Annotated in this window: 13 protein-coding genes; all 13 read left to right on the top strand. The window is 66.2% G+C overall.

The window, feature by feature from the left end:
* The first annotated feature begins 55 nt into the window (after nt 1-55).
* The 13 genes from rplT to ACZ5AC_RS14765 all read left to right on the top strand — a co-directional run bounded on the left by rplT (nt 56) and on the right by ACZ5AC_RS14765 (nt 17,551).
* Nucleotides 56-409: a 50S ribosomal protein L20 gene (rplT, locus tag ACZ5AC_RS14825; RefSeq protein WP_464248344.1), complete on the top strand. Its 354-nt coding sequence runs from the start codon at nt 56-58 to the stop codon at nt 407-409.
* Nucleotides 409-1,452, top strand: a complete 1,044-nt coding sequence (gene pheS, locus ACZ5AC_RS14820; protein WP_464248343.1) for a phenylalanine--tRNA ligase subunit alpha — start codon at nt 409-411, stop codon at nt 1,450-1,452. Before rplT ends, pheS begins: the two co-directional genes overlap by 1 nt.
* Before the next feature lie 18 nt (nt 1,453-1,470).
* Nucleotides 1,471-3,852 carry a phenylalanine--tRNA ligase subunit beta gene (pheT, locus tag ACZ5AC_RS14815; protein WP_464248342.1) on the top strand — a complete coding sequence of 794 codons (2,382 nt, stop codon included), beginning with the start codon at nt 1,471-1,473 and terminating at the stop codon, nt 3,850-3,852.
* Nucleotides 3,853-3,876: 24 nt separating this feature from the next.
* Nucleotides 3,877-4,203 (top strand): MerR family transcriptional regulator, encoded by a 327-nt coding sequence (locus tag ACZ5AC_RS14810; RefSeq protein WP_464248341.1) that lies wholly within the window; start codon nt 3,877-3,879, stop codon nt 4,201-4,203.
* A 142-nt stretch (nt 4,204-4,345) separates the two neighbouring features.
* Nucleotides 4,346-4,816, top strand: a complete 471-nt coding sequence (locus tag ACZ5AC_RS14805) for a PilZ domain-containing protein (protein ID WP_464248340.1) — start codon at nt 4,346-4,348, stop codon at nt 4,814-4,816.
* 28 nt (nt 4,817-4,844) lie between these two features.
* Nucleotides 4,845-6,725 (top strand): GspE/PulE family protein, encoded by a 1,881-nt coding sequence (locus ACZ5AC_RS14800; RefSeq protein WP_464248339.1) that lies wholly within the window; start codon nt 4,845-4,847, stop codon nt 6,723-6,725.
* Complete coding sequence (locus ACZ5AC_RS14795; protein ID WP_464248338.1) at nt 6,726-7,571, top strand: HDOD domain-containing protein; 846 nt, start codon at nt 6,726-6,728, stop codon at nt 7,569-7,571.
* Nucleotides 7,572-7,612: 41 nt separating this feature from the next.
* Nucleotides 7,613-8,794, top strand: coding sequence for a pyridoxal phosphate-dependent aminotransferase (locus ACZ5AC_RS14790; protein ID WP_464248337.1), 1,182 nt, complete (start codon nt 7,613-7,615; stop codon nt 8,792-8,794).
* Nucleotides 8,795-8,807: 13 nt separating this feature from the next.
* On the top strand, nt 8,808-10,433 hold the full coding sequence (gene pgi, locus ACZ5AC_RS14785) for a glucose-6-phosphate isomerase (protein WP_464248336.1): 1,626 nt from the start codon (nt 8,808-8,810) through the stop codon (nt 10,431-10,433).
* Between the two features lie 88 nt (nt 10,434-10,521).
* On the top strand, nt 10,522-11,958 hold the full coding sequence (locus ACZ5AC_RS14780) for an ATP-binding protein (RefSeq protein WP_464248335.1): 1,437 nt from the start codon (nt 10,522-10,524) through the stop codon (nt 11,956-11,958).
* Between the two features lie 11 nt (nt 11,959-11,969).
* Nucleotides 11,970-13,346: a sigma-54-dependent transcriptional regulator gene (locus ACZ5AC_RS14775; RefSeq protein ID WP_464248334.1), complete on the top strand. Its 1,377-nt coding sequence runs from the start codon at nt 11,970-11,972 to the stop codon at nt 13,344-13,346.
* 1 nt (nt 13,347) lies between these two features.
* On the top strand, nt 13,348-16,278 hold the full coding sequence (locus ACZ5AC_RS14770; protein WP_464248333.1) for a DEAD/DEAH box helicase: 2,931 nt from the start codon (nt 13,348-13,350) through the stop codon (nt 16,276-16,278).
* A gap of 70 nt (nt 16,279-16,348) precedes the next feature.
* Nucleotides 16,349-17,551: an HlyD family secretion protein gene (locus ACZ5AC_RS14765; protein WP_464248332.1), complete on the top strand. Its 1,203-nt coding sequence runs from the start codon at nt 16,349-16,351 to the stop codon at nt 17,549-17,551.
* Nucleotide 17,552: the final 1 nt, after the last annotated feature.

Genomic DNA, 17,552 nt, shown 5'->3' with positions numbered 1-17,552 from the left:
CTCAGCTCAGCGTATAGTCGTTTCCCACTATGCCTGACATCGAAAGGAGAACACCATGAGAGTCAAAAGAGGAAAAACAGCCCACAGAAGGCACAAGAAGTTTCTGAACCTTGCCAAGGGCTACCGCGCAGGCCGCAGCGTCCTGTACCGCACCGCCCGCGAAACCGTCGAGCGCGCCTTGTGTTTCGCCTACCGCGACCGGAAGCAGAAGAAGAGAGCCTTCCGCAAGCTGTGGATCGTGCGCATCAACGCCGGCGTGCGCCAGTACGGCCTGACCTACAACCGCTTCATGCACGGCCTGAAGCTCGCCGAGATCAATCTCAACCGTAAGGCCCTGGCCGACATGGCTGTCTATGAAAAGGACGCCTTCGCCAAGCTGTGTGAAATGGTAAAATCCAAGGCGAACTAGTGGCTCACGATATCATTCGAAAGCTGGAAAGCCTGGTCCCGGAGCTGACTGAAGCCCTGGGCCAGGCTTCTTCATTGGAAGAGTTGGAGGAACTGCGCGTCCGCTACCTGGGGCGCAAGGGCCTCCTGGCCGACCTCATGTCCGGGCTGACGGCGCTTTCGCCCGAGGAACGCCCGGCCGCAGGCAAGGCCGCCAACCAGGTCAAGACCGCCATGACCTCCCTGTGGGAGGACCGGCAGGCCGCTCTCAAGGCGCGCGAACAGGAGAAGGCCCTGGGCGCCTTCGACTCCTCGTTCCCGTCCTGGCAGCCGGACCTGGGTTCCCTGCACCCCGTGACGCGCGTGACCCGCGAGATCTGCGCGGTCTTCACCAGCCTGGGTTTCGAGGTCGTGTCCGGCCCCGAGGTCGAGAACGACTTCAACAACTTCGAGGCCCTGAACCTCCCGCCCGAGCACCCCGCCCGGGACATGCAGGACACCCTCTACATTTCCGACTCCATCCTGCTGCGCACGCACACCTCGCCCCTGCAGGTGCGGACCATGCTGGCCCGCAAGCCCCCCCTGGGCGTGGTCGCCCCGGGCAAGGTCTACCGCCGCGACTCGGACATCACGCACACGCCCATGTTCCATCAGGTCGAGGGGCTTCTGGTGGACACGAACGTGACCATGGCCGACCTGCGCGGCATTCTCACGGCCTTTGTGCAGACCGTGTTCAGCCATGAGACCAAGGTCCGCTTCCGGCCGAGCTTCTTCCCCTTCACGGAGCCCAGCGCCGAGGTGGACATCAGCTGCGTCATCTGCGGCGGCAAGGGCCGCGTGAACGGCGAGCCCTGCCGCGTGTGCAAGGAGACGGGCTGGGTGGAGATCCTGGGCTGCGGCATGGTCGATCCGGCCGTGTTCGAGAAGGTCGGGTACGACCCGGAAGTCTACACCGGCTTCGCCTTCGGCCTGGGTGTGGAGCGCATCGCCATGCTCAAGTACGGCATCGGCGACCTGCGCATGTTTTTCGAGAACGATCTGCGCTTCCTCCGGCAATTCGCCTGAGCGACATAGGGTTTCACCATGCTTTTGAGTCTCAACTGGTTGCGGGAATTCGTGCCCTACACGGGCGATGCCCAGACCCTGGCCGACAGGCTGACCATGCTCGGCCTCGAGGTCGAGGAGATCGGCCGCCCCTTCGCCGCCCTGGAGAAGATAGTGGTCGGCTTCGTAGCCGAGTGCGCGGCGCATCCTTCCTCTGACCACCTCTCGGTCTGCAGGGTCGACATCGGCACGGGCGAACTGCTCGACATCGTCTGCGGCGCGCCCAACGTTGCCGCCGGCCAGAAGGTGCCCGTTGCGCCCGTGGGCACGGTCATGCCCGGCGGCCTGGAGATCAAGAAGGCCAAGCTGCGCGGCCAGACGTCGTGCGGCATGATCTGCTCCGAGCGCGAGATGGGCCTGGGCGACAACCATGACGGCATCATGGTCCTGGACGCGGGACTGGCCGTGGGTACGCCCATCTGCGAGGCCCTGGGCCTGGACCGGACCGTCCTCGACGTGAGCATCACGCCCAACCGCGCCGACTGTCTCTCGGTTCTGGGCCTGGCCCGCGAAGTGGCGGCCGCCTTCGGCCTGCCCCTGACCGTGCCCCGGACCGAACTGACCGAGGGCGGCGAAGCCTTCGAGAATTTCCGCATCGAGCCCGACCCGGCCCTTTGCCCCCTGTACCAGGCCCGGCTCATCCGCGGCGCGAAGATCGGGCCGAGCCCGGCCTGGCTGCGCTACCGGCTCATCGCCGTGGGCCTGCGGCCCATCAACAACATCGTCGACGTGACCAACTACGTCATGATGGAGTGCGGGCAGCCCCTGCACGCCTTCGACCGCGACCTGCTGCGCGGCGACCGCATCCGTGTCGGCCTGGCCGAGGACGGCATGCGCCTGACCACCCTCGACGGGCAGGAGCGCCTGCTCACGGGCCGCGACCTGCTCATCTGGGACGACGAGCGCCCGGTGGCCCTGGCCGGCGTCATGGGCGGCGCCAACTCCGAGATCGGCGACGGCAGTTCCACGGTCCTGCTGGAGAGCGCGGTCTTCGACCCGGCCTCCATCCGCAAGACGGCCCGCAGGCTGGGCCTGTCCAGCGACGCCTCCTACCGTTTCGAGCGCGGCGTGGACCAGGTCGGCAACACCCACGCCATGAACTGCGCGGCGGCGCTCATGGCCGCGGTCTCGGGCGGCGTCGTGGCCCCGGGCGTGGCCAAGGCCGAGCCCAGGCCCTATGCGGCGCGGGTCATCAATTTCTCCCCGGCCAAGGCCACGAAGCTCCTGGGCGTGGACATGGCCCCCGGCTTCTGCCGCGAAACACTGGCGAGCCTTGGCTGCGTCATCGCCGACGGCGAACCGTGGCAGGTCACGGCCCCGTCCTTCCGCCTGGACCTTGAGCGCGAGGTGGACCTCATCGAGGAGGTGGCCCGCGTCTACGGCATGGACCGCATCGAGGCCGTGCTGCCCACGGTCAAGAAGAGCCTCCAGGACCTGGACAAGGTCGACCCGACGTTTGCCTTCCTGAACCAGGTCAAGGAGTGGGGGCGCGGCATCGGTCTGGCCGAGGTCGTCAACTACAGCTTCGTCGGCACCGCCGACCTGGACCGCTGCGGCCTGCCGGCCGAAGGGCGCGTGCACATCTTCAACCCTCTGAGCGAGGAGATGAACGTCCTGCGCACGGAACTGGCCCCGGGGCTGCTGGGCTCCCTGCGCCAGAACATGAGCCAGGACAACACGCGCATCCGCATCTTCGAGGTGGCCCACACGTTCGTCCAGGACCCGACCAGCGACACCCTGACCCGCGAGAACAACCGCCTGGCCATCCTTCTGCACGGAGGGCGCTTCCCGGCCCGTTACCCGTATCCCGATGGAAGCCAGGGTTATGAGGACGTGAAGGGGCTGGTGGAGCACCTGCTCATGAGTCTTGGCGTGGGCGCGGCCGCATTCGAGCGCGGTGGCGAGCACCCCTATCTGGCGCCGGAGGTTCTGGTTTGGGCGGGTGAGACGACCGTCGGTCGGGTCGGCCGCATACGCGAGGACCTGGCCGACGCCTACCAGGCCAGAGGCGAGGTCTGGTACGCGGACCTGGACCTCGACCTGCTCATGGGCCTGCGCCACGGCGCCAAGTTCCAGGCCATCCCGCGCTTCCCGGTCGTGCGTCGGGACATGACCCTCGTCGCGGCGCCGGGCCTTGCAATCGGCGCTGTAGTTGATACGGTCAAGGCAATGAACGAGCCTCTCCTCGAGGACGTCTACCTCGTGGACATCTTCACTCCCGAGGGGACCGAGGAGCGCAACCTGTCCTATCGTTTCGTCTTTCGCCACCCGGAGCGGACGCTGAAGGACAAGGAAGTGGAGAAGATCAACCAACGCATCGGCCAGCATCTGGTCGCAAAGCTGCCTGTCCGCTTTTCCTGACAGGCCCTGCGGCCAGGAGGGAACGTGCTCAGACCCGTAACGCCCGCCGCGGAAAAACGCCTGCGCATCGGCCAGGTCGCCAGACAGCTTGGCGTCGAGCCCTATGTGCTGCGCTTCTGGGAGGAGGAGTTCCCCCAGCTCCAGGCCGCCCGCACGACCAAGGGCCAACGGTACTACACCGAGGAGCATGTCCGCCTGCTGGAGAAGATCCGCCATCTGCTCTACGTCGAGAAGCTGACCATCAAGGGCGCCCGGCAGAAGCTGGAGGGCGCGGAGGCGGTTCATGTCCCGTTGGAGGCCATCCGGCGCGAGCTGGAGGATATCCGGCACCTGCTCACCCGCAAACCCTGACCTGAAAAAGGTCGGGGTTTTTTTCGATGGTGCGCATTGCTTCCGGCGCTTTACACGCTGCTGTTCAGACCGTAGCATGTCCGTATGCCGCATTTAGACCGGGCGGCCGGGTTGACTGAAAAGACGGAAACAAGGGGAGGCCATGGACAAAGTATATGCCGACAAGCAGGGGAAGGCTGTGTTCCAGTGTCCGGAATGCGGTTTCAAAACGGCTTTCGACGCATCCGGCTACCGGGAGAAGGACAGCCGCATCAAGATCAAGTGCCGCTGCGGCGTAAGCGTTCCCGTTCTCATCGAATTCCGTGAATATTACCGGCGGCCGGTTTCCCTGGCCGGCTGGTGTCATGTGCACAGGACCGAGGATCTTCTTGAGATCCGGGTCAACGACCTGTCCATGAGCGGTCTTTCCTTTGCCATTGAATCGGGCACCGGCGCCGAGCCTCCTGTGCTCGAAGTCGGGGATATCCTGACACTGCAGTTCCGTCTGGACCGTCCTCCCCATGATCTGATCCAGAGGCGGGGGGAGGTGCGCAACATCCGGGAGAACGCCGTCGGAGTGCGGTTCTCCAAAAGCGAATACGACAAGGAACTTGGCTTCTACCTTTTACGCTGAAACGCCGGCAATGTGACGGACCACGGACATGAATCTGGATAACGGCAACGGACAGGCTTTCAACCCCATCGTCTCGCTTCTTGTCCGCGAAGGGTACCTGAGCGAGCAGCAGGCGGACTACGCGAGACGCGTGGCCTCCAGGCTTCACATGGCCAAGCCTTTGTCCGAAGTGGTGCTCGAGCTCGGCTACGTGACGGACGAGCAGATGCGCCAGACCATCCGCCGCAACCAGGGCGAGCTGCGCATCGGCGATCTGCTGGGCGGGCTCGGCTATCTCACCGACGAAGAGCTGGACCGCGCCTTGGCCCTGCAGGCCCAGGAGGGGCGGCAGCAGAAGCTCGGCGACATTCTCATCCAGCACAAATTCCTGGCCGACGACAAGCTGACGGAAATCCTGTCCCTGCAGCTCGGGCTGCCGGTTCTGGAACTGACGGCCAAGGAGCCCGATCACGGTCTGATAGGGCGCGGGCCGGTGGAGTATTACGAGCAGTACCGCTTCGTACCCTACGACATGCAGACGGACGGATCCGTCCGTATCGCCTTTGTGGACCCTCTGGACCCGCGCAGCCTGGACGCGGCGCGCGACTATTTCGGCAAGAATATCGTCGTCTGCATCACCCGTGCCAGCCAACTCGACGAAACACTGGCCAAGCGCAAGGAGGAATTGCGTCTGGGCGCGGCCTCGGACCAGGGGCGCATCAACGTCGTCGAAGTCGCCAACGCCATCGTGCTGGCGGCCTTCAAGCGCGGAGCCAGCGACATCCACGTCGAGCCCATGTCGGACCGCGTGCGCGTGCGCTTCCGCGTCGACGGGGTCATGGTCCTTTTCCGTGATTACCCCATCGGCGTGGCCGCATCCCTGGTCAGCCGCTTCAAGATCATGTGCGGCGCCGACATCGCCGAAAAGCGGCGGCACCAGGACGGCCGGCTCATCTTCAACCACATGGGCGTGCAGATCGACCTGCGCATGTCCTTCTATGTCACGGTCTACGGCGAGCAGATCGTCATGCGCCTGCTCAAGAGCCAGGAGGAGCTGCTGCCCATGCACGAGCTGGGCATGCTGCCGGGCATGCTGAACCGCTTCATGGAGGAGGCCCTCGACGCGCCGTCGGGCGTGATCATGGTCACCGGCCCCACGGGTTCGGGCAAGTCGACGACGGTCTACAGCTGCATCAACTACCTGAATCGCCCCGACGTGAGCATCATCACGGCCGAGGACCCGGTGGAGTACAAGGTGCGCGGCATCGGCCAGTGCTCCATCATGCCCTCCATCGGCCTGACCTTCGAGGAAACCCTCAAGCACATCGTCCGTCAGGACCCGGATATCGTGGTCATCGGCGAGGTTCGCGACCATTTCTCGGCCGTCATGTGCATCCAGACCGCCTTGACAGGCCACAAGGTGCTGACGACCTTCCATACCGAGGACAGCATCGGGGCCCTGGTGCGTCTGCTCGATATGGACATCGAGCCGTTTCTGGTATCCTCCACCTTGTCCTGCATCCTGTCGCAGCGCCTTGTGCGCAAGATCTGTCCGCACTGCGCCGTGCCCTACCAGCCCGATTTGAGCCAGTTGAGACGGATGGGCTGCACCTATGGCGACCTGGCCGGGGCGGAGTTCCGCAAGGGCCGGGGGTGCGCCGCATGTCGGCACAGCGGCTACAAGGGCCGGCTCGCCGTCTACGAAATGCTCATCCCCGAAGTTTTCATCCGCGATGCGGTCCTGCAGCGCAAAACGACCCACGAACTCCGGGAGATCAGTCTGGAGAAGGCCGGCCTGGTCTCGCTGCTCGAAGACGGGATCACCAAGGCCGCCCTCGGAATCACCACCGTGGATGAAATTCTGCGGACCTTGCCGCGCGTGCACAAGCCTCGTCCCCTGGTCGAGCTGCGCCGCATACTCGGAGCGTAGATGTTCGAAATAGCCTCCATCCACGACCGCGTCCGGGAATTCCTGGAAGAGCCGGGGAGCGACCTGCCGGTTTTCGACCGCACGGCCCTGCTGGTTCACCAGGAGGCGGCGCGCCCTGATCCGGACACGGACAAGGTCGTCAGTCTCATCATCCAGGATCAGGTGCTGGTGGCCGAGGTGCTGAAGGTTGCCAATTCCTCGTTCTTCCGCGGCATCAAGAAGATAAGCCGCATCCAGGACGCGGTGGTCCGCATCGGCCTGCGGGAGGTGGTCAACTGCGTCATGATGGCCACGCAGCGCAAGAACTACGCTTCGCGCAACCCCTTCGTGCAGCAGTACACCAGCACCCTCTGGAAGCACTCCGTGGCCTGCGCCTTCGGCGCCCAATGGCTGGCCAGGCGATGCGGGCACGATGACCTCGCGCCCGAAGCGTTCATCGCCGGGCTCATTCACGACGTGGGGAAGCTCCTGGTGCTCAAGGCCCTGGTCTCCGTCGGGGAGAAGGACCGGGGCGCCCCCCGCATCACCAGGACGGCGGCAGACGAGTTCGTCGACGCCATGCACCCTGAATGCGGTTGCCTGCTCCTCGAGAAATGGAATCTCCCGGAACCGTATTGCATGGTCTGCCGCGACCATCACCGCAAGGACTACGACACTTCGAATACCCTGCTCGTCCTGGTCCGGCTGGCCAACCTCGTCTGCATGAAGCTCGGCATCGGCCTGCGGCAGGACCGCGACCTGATCCTGGTGACCTGCAACGAAGCCGGCCTGCTGGGCCTGACCGACATTACTTTGGCCGAACTTGAGATCGCCGTGGAAGACCACGTCGCCAAGGCGGAAATCTAACAACCAATCTTCATCCGTCTCAAAGAGGAGACCCGACGACCATGAAACTGGCGCAACGCATCACCAGCATCAAGCCTTCCGCGACCCTGACCATCAACACCAAGGCCCAGGAGTTGCGCGCCGCCGGTCGGCAGATCGTCAGCCTGGCCGTCGGCGAGCCCGATTTCCGCACTCCCGAGCACGTCTGTGAAGCGGCGCGCCAGGCCATGGAGCAGGGCTTCACCCGCTATACCCCGGTGCCGGGCATCCCCGAGCTGCGCACGGCCGTGTGCGGCTACTTCCGGGACTTCTACGGCGTGGACTCGGCCATGGACAACGTGGTCGTGACCAACGGCGGCAAGCAGAGCCTCTACAACCTGTTCCAGGTCCTCCTTGACCCGGGCGACGAGGTCATCGTCCCCGCCCCCTACTGGGTCAGCTACCCGGCTCTGGTGCAGCTGGCCGACGGCGTGCCGGTCTTCGTCGCCACGGAGCCGCAGAACGACTTCCTCGTCAGCGTGGACCAGCTGGAGGCGGCCCGCACGCCGCGCACGCGCTGCTTGGTCATGAACACGCCGTCCAACCCCACGGGCTGCCACTACACGCAGGAACAGCTCGACGCCATCGCGGCCTGGGCCGTGGACAAGGGCATCTTCGTCATCGCCGATGAAATCTACGACCGGCTGGTCTACGCCCCCGCCAAGCCCGCCTCCCTGGCGCCGTGGTGGCGGCGTCACCCCGAGAATTTCGCCGTGGTCAACGGCCTGGCCAAGAGCTTCGCCATGACCGGCTGGCGCGTGGGCTACACCCTGGCCCACGCCGACCTGATCAAGGCCATGACCAAGATCCAGGGCCAATCCACCTCCAACATCTGCTCCATCGCCCAGAAGGCGGCCCTGGCCGCGCTGACGGGCGGCTGGGAGTGCCTCGAGCCCATGCTCGCGGCCTTCGTGCGGCGCCGCGACCTGGGCCTTGCCAAGGTCCTGGCCTGGGGCGAAGTGATCTGCCCCAAGCCGGCCGGCGCTTTCTACCTCTTCCCGCAGGTGGATGCCTACTACACGCCCGAAGTGCCGGATTCGACCGCGCTGTGCGGCCTGCTGCTGGAAAAGGCCGGCGTGGCCCTGGTCCCCGGCGCGGCCTTCGGCGACGACCGCTGCATCCGCATTTCCTACGCCCTGGATGACGAGACCCTGTCCGACTGCCTGGACAAGGTCGGCCAGGTGCTCCACGACCTGAAGAAATAACCGGAGGTGCCCCGTGATCGATCAGACCGCCCCCTGGAAAGCGCTTGCCGACCATGTGTCCGAAGTACCGAGCCTGCGGGAGCTCTTTGATCGGGACCCGGGGCGCTTCGAGCGGTTTTCCGTCTCGGGCGCCGGGATCTTCCTGGACTATTCCAAGAACCGCATCACGGAGAAGACCCTCTCGCTCCTGCTGGACCTGGCCCGCGAGGCCGGCGTGGACGGGCGGATGCGGGCCATGTTCGCCGGGGAGCGCATCAACTCGACCGAGGACCGGGCCGTGCTGCACACGGCCCTGCGCAGGCGGGCCGACGAACCCCTCATCCTGGACGGCGTCGACGTGGTCGGCGAGGTGCACGCGGTGCTCGGGCAGATGGACGCCTTCACGCGGCGCGTGCGGTCCGGGGAGTGGAAGGGGTACACGGGCGAGCGCATCACCGACGTGGTCAACATCGGCATCGGCGGGTCGGACCTCGGTCCCTGCATGGTCACCGAGGCCCTGGGCTTCTACCGCCAGAGGGACATGCGCTTCCATTTCGTGTCCAACATCGACGGCACGCACATCGCCCGCGTGCTCGAGTCGGTGCGGCCGGAATCGACCCTCTTCATCATCGCCTCCAAAACCTTCACCACCCAGGAAACCCTGACCAACGCCCACACGGCCCGCGCCTGGTTCCTGGGCAAGGGGGCGGGGGAGGGCGACGTGGCCAGGCATTTCGTGGCCCTGTCGACCAACGAGAAGGCCGTCACGGCCTTCGGCATCGACCCGGCCAACATGTTCGCTTTCTGGGACTGGGTCGGCGGGCGCTACTCCCTGTGGTCCTGCATCGGCCTGTCCATCGCCCTGGCCGTGGGCATGGACAATTTCCGCGAGCTGCTGGCCGGGGCCCGGGATATGGACGAGCACTTCCGCACGGCGCCCTTTGAAAAAAACATCCCGGTCCTGCTGGCCCTCATCGGCGTGTGGCACCGCAACTTCCTGGGCTTCGAGTCCCACGCCGTGCTGCCCTACGACCAGTACCTGTCGAGGCTGCCCGCCTACCTGCAGCAGGCCGACATGGAGAGCAACGGCAAGGGCGTGGCCCTGGACGGCCGTCCCGTGACCCACGCCACGGGCCCCATCCTCTGGGGCGAGCCCGGCACCAACGGCCAGCACGCCTTCTACCAGCTCCTGCACCAAGGCACGACCGTGGTTCCCTGCGACTTCCTGGCCGCGGTCAACCCGCTGCACGATATCGGCGAGCACCACACCATCCTGCTGGCCAACTTCCTGGCGCAGACCGAGGCCCTCATGCGCGGGCGGACCCTTGAGGAGGCCGAAAGGGAGCTTTCCTCCCTGCCGCCGGACAAGCGGGCGGCCCTGGCCCCGCACAAGACCTTCCCCGGCAACCGCCCGACCAACTCCATTCTCTACGACCGCCTGACCCCGCGCGCCCTGGGCAGTCTCATCGCCATGTATGAGCACAAGATCTTCGTGCAGGGCGCCGTCTGGGGCATCAACTCCTACGACCAGATGGGCGTCGAGCTCGGCAAGCAGCTGGCAGGGGTCATCCTGCCGGAACTGCAGGGCAAGGGCGCGGCAGCGCACGATTCGTCCACCGGCGGCCTCATCCGCTACTGCCTTGACCGGCGCAGGGCCTAGGCCCTATCGTCGCTGAAACACGCGGGGCTTCGGCCCCGCTCCCCGTGCGGGGCAGCGCGCCCGTCCACATTTTGCACCCGGCCACAGCATGAAGCTCAACCCCTTTCGCGTCGACCCGGCCCATCCCTTCCAGCTGGTCAAGTTCCTGTCCATCAGCACCCTGGTGCTGATCCTGGCTTCGAGCAGCCTCATGTCGGTCTTCATGACCAACTACGCCAAGAGGGCGCTTCTGAAGAAGAACACGGCCTTTGCCCAGCTCCTGGCCGAAAACCTGAACCACCAGATCTACCGCCGTTTCACCCTCCCGGTGGTGCTCGGCTTCGGCCGGGTGGAACTCAAGCGCAAGGACCAGTACGAACGGCTGGAGCAGGTCATCGAGTCGACCATCCATTCCTTCCACGTCCGCGAACTGCGCATCTTCGACGAGCAGAGCGAGGTGGCCTACAGCACCAACGTGAACCAGATCGGCAATACCGACATGGGCGGCACGGAGGTGCGCGAGGCCATCGAGAAGGGCGAGCGCAGCTTCGTGCTGCAGAACAACCTGAACGTGTGGGATGTCGTTTTCGCCTTCGACCTGCAGCCCGGGGACGTGGTCCTGCGCACGGTCCACCCCCTGCGCGCCGAACGGGACCTGCGTTTCCGCGACCAGCCCGGGCCGCTCCTGGGCGTGCTCGAATTCACCCAGGACATCACCAGCGACTACGAGACCGTCCTGCACCTGCAGCGTCTCATCATCCTGACCACCTTCCTCGGTTCGGCGGCCCTCTACGCGCTGATCTTCTTCCTCATCCGCAAGGCCGACCGCGTGCTCGACGAGCGCCTGCGCGACAAGGAGCGCCTGGAGAAGGAGCTGCAGCAGAACGAAAAGCTCGCCTCCATGGGCCGCATGGTCGCAAGCATCGCCCACGAGATCCGCAACCCCTTAGGCATCATCCGCAGCAGCGCGGAGCTGCTCCTCAAGCGCGAAAAGGCCCAGGGCGGCGGCAACGCGGGCATCCTGGAGGCCATCTTCCACGAGTCCAAGCGCCTGAGCCAGACGGTCAACGACTTCCTCGACTACGCGCGTCCCAGGCAGCCGTCCCTGGAAGACGTGGACCTGGAGAAGGTCGTCCGCCACGCCGTGGGCTTCCTGACCCAGGAAGGGCAGGAGCACGGCGTGAAGGTGGAGAGCACGCTGCCGCCGGGCTACATGGTCCAGGGAGACCGGGACCTCCTGTACCGGGGCTTCTACAACCTCATCAGCAACGCCATCCAGGCCTGCGACGGCGGGGGGCAGGTCAGCATCGTCCCCGTCTGCAGCGACGGCCAAACCGCCGTATTGGTCCGGGACACGGGACCGGGCTTTGACGCCAAGCAGCTCGAACGCTACGTCGAACCCTTCTTCACGACCAAGGAGAAGGGGACGGGTCTGGGCCTGGCCATTACCAACTCCATATTCCAGATTCACGGCGCGGAACTGACCCTGCGAAACGGCGAGAACGGCGGAGCCGAGGCCCTCGTGGTCTTTTCCGAGCCGTGCTAGGAAACATCCCCATGGGCAATCACATCCTCATCATCGACGACGAAAAGAACTACCTGCTCATCCTGGAGGCCATCCTGCAGGAGGAGGGCTACACCGTCACGGCCCTGGCCGACCCGGTCATGGCCATGACCTACCTCGACGAGTCCGAAGTGGACGTGGTCATCACGGACATGAAGATGCCGGGCATGACAGGCCAGGAAGTCCTGGAGTCCGTGCGCAGGCGCCACCCGCACATCCCGGTCATGATCATGACGGCCTTCGGCACCATCGACCGCGCCGTGGAGGCCATGAAGAGCGGGGCCTTCGATTACATCACCAAGCCTTTCGCCAACGACGAGATCCTGCTTTCGGTGCGCAAGGCCCTGAAGCTGTCCCATGCCGAGCGGCAGAACCGCCTGCTGCGCGAGAGCCTGGCAGAGAAGTTCGGCAAGGAGACCATCATCGGCAACTCCAAGGGCATCCAGGACGTCCTGGCCCTGGCGGGAAAGGTCGCGCCGACGCGCAGCACCGTGCTCATCACCGGCGAGTCGGGCACGGGCAAGGAGCTGGTGGCCCGGGCCATCCACATCGCCTCGGACCGCAAGGACATGCCTTTCGTGTCCGTCAACTGCATGTCCCTGAACCCCGGGGTGCTCGAGAGCGAGCTCTTCGGCCACGAGAAGGGCTCCTTCACCGGGGCCATGGCCCTGAAGCGCGGCCGCTTCGAGCTGGCCCAGGGCGGCACGCTCTTTCTGGACGAAATCGGCGAGCTGTCCCTTGAAATGCAGGTCAAGCTGCTGCGCGTGCTGCAGGAACGCGTCATCGAACGCGTCGGCGGCACCGAAACCATCGCCGTGGATTTCCGGCTGGTGGCCGCCACCAACAAGAGCCTGCAGGACGAGATCGCGGCCGGCCGCTTCCGCGAGGACCTCTTCTACCGTCTGAACGTGGTCAACATCCACCTGCCCCCCTTGCGCGAGCGGCGCGAGGACATCCCCATCCTGGCCAGCCACTTCCTGCGCAAGTTCTCCCTGGAGAACAACCGCGAGGTGCACGGCTTCACGCCCGGGGCCATCGACTACCTTTCCGCCTACGAATGGCCCGGCAACGTGCGCCAGCTGGAGAACGTCATCGAACGCTGCGTGGTCCTCTCCAGTCACGACGTCATTAATGTCGAGGACCTGCCGCCGGAACTGCGCGACGAGGAGATGCAGTTCAAGAGCGCCGTGGACCTCCTGCCGCTCAAGATCAACCTGTCCGAGACCCTGGAGAAGATCGAGGCGGCCCTCATCCGCCGGGCCATGGTCCATTCGGGATTCGTGCAGGTCAAGACGGCGGAGATGCTCGACGTGTCCAAGAGCCTGCTGCAGTACAAGCTCAAGAAGTACAAGATCGCGGCCAAGAACTGACGTGACCGAGGCCACCGTCGCGGATCTCCTGGCCCTGGTGGAGCAGACGCCCTGGCTGTCCGTTGACATCGCCGGGCGGCGCTTCTTTCCGGGCCGGGAGCCGCGCTTCGGGACGCCCGCGCGTCCCTGGCCAGCCCCGCTGCGCCGGGGGCTCGACCTCATGGGAGTGGGCGAACTCTACGAGCACCAGATCCGGGCCACGGACCTGGTGCGCTCGGACCGCCACGCCGTGGTGGCCACGCCCACGGCCAGCGGCAAGTCCCTGATCTACAACCTGCCCGTGCTCGAGGCCTGCCACGGCGACCGCTCGGCGCGGGCCCTGTACCTCTTCCCCCTCAAGGCCCTGGCCCAGGACCAGCGCCGGGCCCTGGACGCCCTGGCCGCGAGCCTCTTCCCCACGCCGACCTCGGCCATCTACGACGGCGACACCCAGTCCTCCCATCGCACGCGCATCAGGCAGAACCCGCCGAACATCCTCTTCACCAACCCGGACATGCTCCATCTGGGCATCCTGCCGAGCCACGAGCGCTGGGCCGGGTTCTTCGCGAACCTCCGCTTCGTGGTCGTGGACGAGGTGCATACCTACCGCGGCGTAATGGGTTCGCACATGGCCTGGGTCTTCCGCCGCCTGGTGCGCATCTGCCGTCTGTACGGCGCATCCCCGACCTTCGTCTGTTCGTCCGCCACAATCGCCAACCCCGAGGAGCTGGCTTCAAGCCTGACGGGCCTGCCCATGACCGCCGTCCTGGAGGGTACGGCCGCCGCCCCGCCCAGGCACATGCTCCTGATCAACGGCGTGGACGGCGCCGCCCGCAAGGCCATCGGCCTTCTGCAGGAGGCCATGCGCCTGGGGTTGCGGACCATCGTCTACTGCAAGTCGCGGCGCATGACCGAACTCATCGCCCTGTGGGCCTCCCAGCGCGATGCCGCCGAGCAGGAGCGCATCTCCGCCTACCGTGCCGGGTTCCTGCCCGAGGAACGCCGCGAGATCGAGGCGCGCCTGTCCTCGGGCGACCTGCTGGCCGTGGTCTCGACCAGCGCCCTGGAGCTCGGCATCGACATCGGCGGCCTCGACGTCTGCATCCTGGTCGGCTACCCGGGCTCCGTCATGGCCACCCTGCAGCGTTCGGGACGGGTGGGGCGCGGCGGGCGCGAGGCCGCGACCTTCCTCATCGGCCACGAGGACGCCCTGGACCAGTATTTCATGCATCACCCCGACGAGTTCTTCGCCATGACGCCCGAACGGGCCGTCATCAACCCCGGCAATCCCGTCGTCGCCGCCCGCCATCTCCAATGCGCCGCGGCCGAGGCGTCCCTGCACCAGGGCGATCCCCTGGTTCTGGAGAACCCGGCCCTGGTCGCCGGTCTCGTCCGCAGCGGCGAACTGCTGCAGAGCCGCGACGGGCAGGAATACTTCTCCGCGGCCAGACAGCCCCACCGCGGCGTGGCCCTGCGCGGCACGGGCTCGACCCTGGCCATCCTGGACATGGACAGCGGCGAGCGCATCGGCCTGGTGGATCGCTTCCGGGCCGTGTTCGAGACCCACCCCGGCGCCGTCTACCTGCACCGCGGCGCGACCTACGTCGTCGCCGATCTGGACCTGCAGACCGGCATGGCCCGGGCCCGCCGGGCCAAGGTTTCCTACTACACCCGCGTGCGGCACGAGAAATCGACGGAGATCATCCGCATCGACGCCTCGCGCCCCGTGTTCGGGGCCATGGTCCACTTGGGCGAACTCCGGGTCACGGACCAGGTCACGGGCTACGACCGCATCAGCGTGCGCGGCGGCCGCAACCTCGGCACCGTGCCCTTGGACATGGACCCCCTCGTCTTCGTCACGCGAGGCGTATGGATCGCCATCCCTGAAACAGTTCGGCGGCAGGTCGAGGCGGAGATGGCCCACTTCATGGGCGGCATCCACGCCCTTGAGCACGCCGCCATCGGCATGATGCCGCTTCTGGTCATGACCGACCGCAGCGACCTCGGCGGAATCTCCATCCCCTTTCACCCCCAGGTCGGCAGCGCGGCCGTTTTCATCTACGACGGGCTGCCCGGCGGGTGCGGCCTGGCCGACCAGGCCTACGCCGCCTTCGAGACCCTGCTGCACAGGACCATGCAGGTCATCCGCGACTGCGGGTGCGAAAACGGCTGCCCGTCCTGCGTCCACTCCCCCAAATGCGGCTCCGGGAACAGGCCCATCGCCAAGGGCGCGGCCTTGCGGGTGCTGGAGGGGGTGATGGCCGGGGTGGCGCCTGAGGGTGGTGCGGGGGGGATGCCTCCGGCGGCCGGGGGGCATGATGCCCCCCGGACCCCCCCAATGGGGGTGGGGCGAGCTGGTGGGGAGGATGGGCGGATCGTGGGCGCTCAAATTCTGCCGGAGGGGTTTCGGTTCGCGGTGCTGGATCTGGAGACCCGGCGTTCGGCGCAGGAGGTCGGGGGGTGGCACCGGGCGGACCTCATGGGCGTGAGCTGCGTGGTCGTCTACGATTCCGGTACGGAGACATTCCGGGATTATTTGCAGGAGGACGTGCCGCGGCTGGTGGGCGATCTGGTGGAGTTCGACCTCGTGGTCGGCTTCAACATCATGCGCTTCGACTACGCGGTCCTGCGGGGCTTGAGCCGTTTCGACTTCGCCTCCCTGCCCACCCTGGACATCCTGGGGGACATCCACGCCACCCTCGGCTACCGCCTGTCCCTGGACCACCTCGCCCGCGAGACCCTCGGCGCGGCCAAGAGCGCCAGCGGCACCCAGGCCCTGACCTGGTGGAAGGAGGGGCGTATCGGCGACATCGTCACCTACTGCCGCCAGGACGTGGCCGTGACGCGCGACCTGTTCCTCTACGGGCTGCGCCATGGGCATCTGCTGTTCCGCAACAAGGCAGAGAAGATCGTGCGCGTGCCTGTGGACTGGGGCGGACTTGCCGGCCGTTGATGCGGGGGCTTGCCAAAGGCTGCCGGGACGGTTTACCGCCCATGTGCCCCAAATTTCGGGAGGATAATCCATGACCACCGCCAATGACGCGGGCCGGGCCAACGGCAGGCCGGGCCGCAAGAGAATGATCCTTCTGACCGTCCTGGCTCTCGTGGCCGGGTTCATGCTCGTGCAGTACGTGCGCGGCATGGGCAAGGTGTCCACGGACGACGCCTTTGTGGACGGCCGCATCTACCAGATCACCCCGCGGGTCGCCGGCTACATCGTGCAGGACCTGGTGGAGGACAACCAGTTGGTGGAGGATGGGCAGCCGCTCCTGATGCTCGACCCCGTCGGCTACGAGGTGGCCGTGGCCCAGGCCCGGGCCGACCTGGCCGCGGCCGAGGCGCAGCTCGCCTCCCTGCGCAAGAGCGTGCCTCTGCAGAAGAACCAGACGGATTTTCAGGTCGCCGGGGCAACGGCCCAGCTGGAAAGCCTGATGAAGAGCCTGGACCAGGCAAGGCTGGAGGAGGCCGCGGCCGGGCAGCTGGTGCTGCAGGCCGAGGCCGAACTGCGCAACGCGGAACTCAATTTTACCCGCCTCTCCGAATTGCGGGCAGGCGGAATCATCGCCCAATCGGCCCTGGACGAGGCGCAGACGGCTCTCGACGCAGCCCGCGCCCAGGCCGGGGCCGCCCGCGACAGGGCCCAGGCCGCTGGACGCAACCTGGCCTCCCTGCGCGAGAACGTGGCCCGAATGCAGGCCAATATCGGCCTGGCCAGGACGGGCCACGACGTGGCCGACATCAAGGATCTGGAAGTGGCGGCCCAGGAGGCCCGCGTGGAACTGGCCCGGGAGAGGGTTCGCAAGGCGGAGCTCGATCTGGGCTACACCCGCATCCTGGCCCCGGCCAAGGGGCACGTCACCAAGAAGAAGATCCAGGCCGGCCAGCTGGTGGACGCCGGTCAGCCCCTCATGGCCCTTGTCCCCCTGGACCCGGGCGAACTCTGGGTCACGGCGAACTTCAAGGAAACACAGCTGGCCAGGGTGCGTCCGGGACAGAAGGTCGACCTGGAGGTCGACACCTTCCCCGGGCGGGAGTTCTCGGGCCGGGTCGAGTCGGTCATGGCCGGCACGGGCGCCGTCTTCTCCCTGTTCCCGCCCGAGAACGCCATGGGCAACTACGTCAAGGTCGTGCAGCGCATCCCGGTCAAGATCGCCCTGGACCCGGTCAACGGGACGCAGCAGCTGCGACTGGGCATGAGCGTCGTCCCGACCATCCACCTCGACTAGA

The sequence above is a fragment of the Desulfomicrobium aestuarii genome (assembly GCF_055385525.1).
This window is presented reverse-complemented; position numbering and strand designations above follow the sequence as displayed.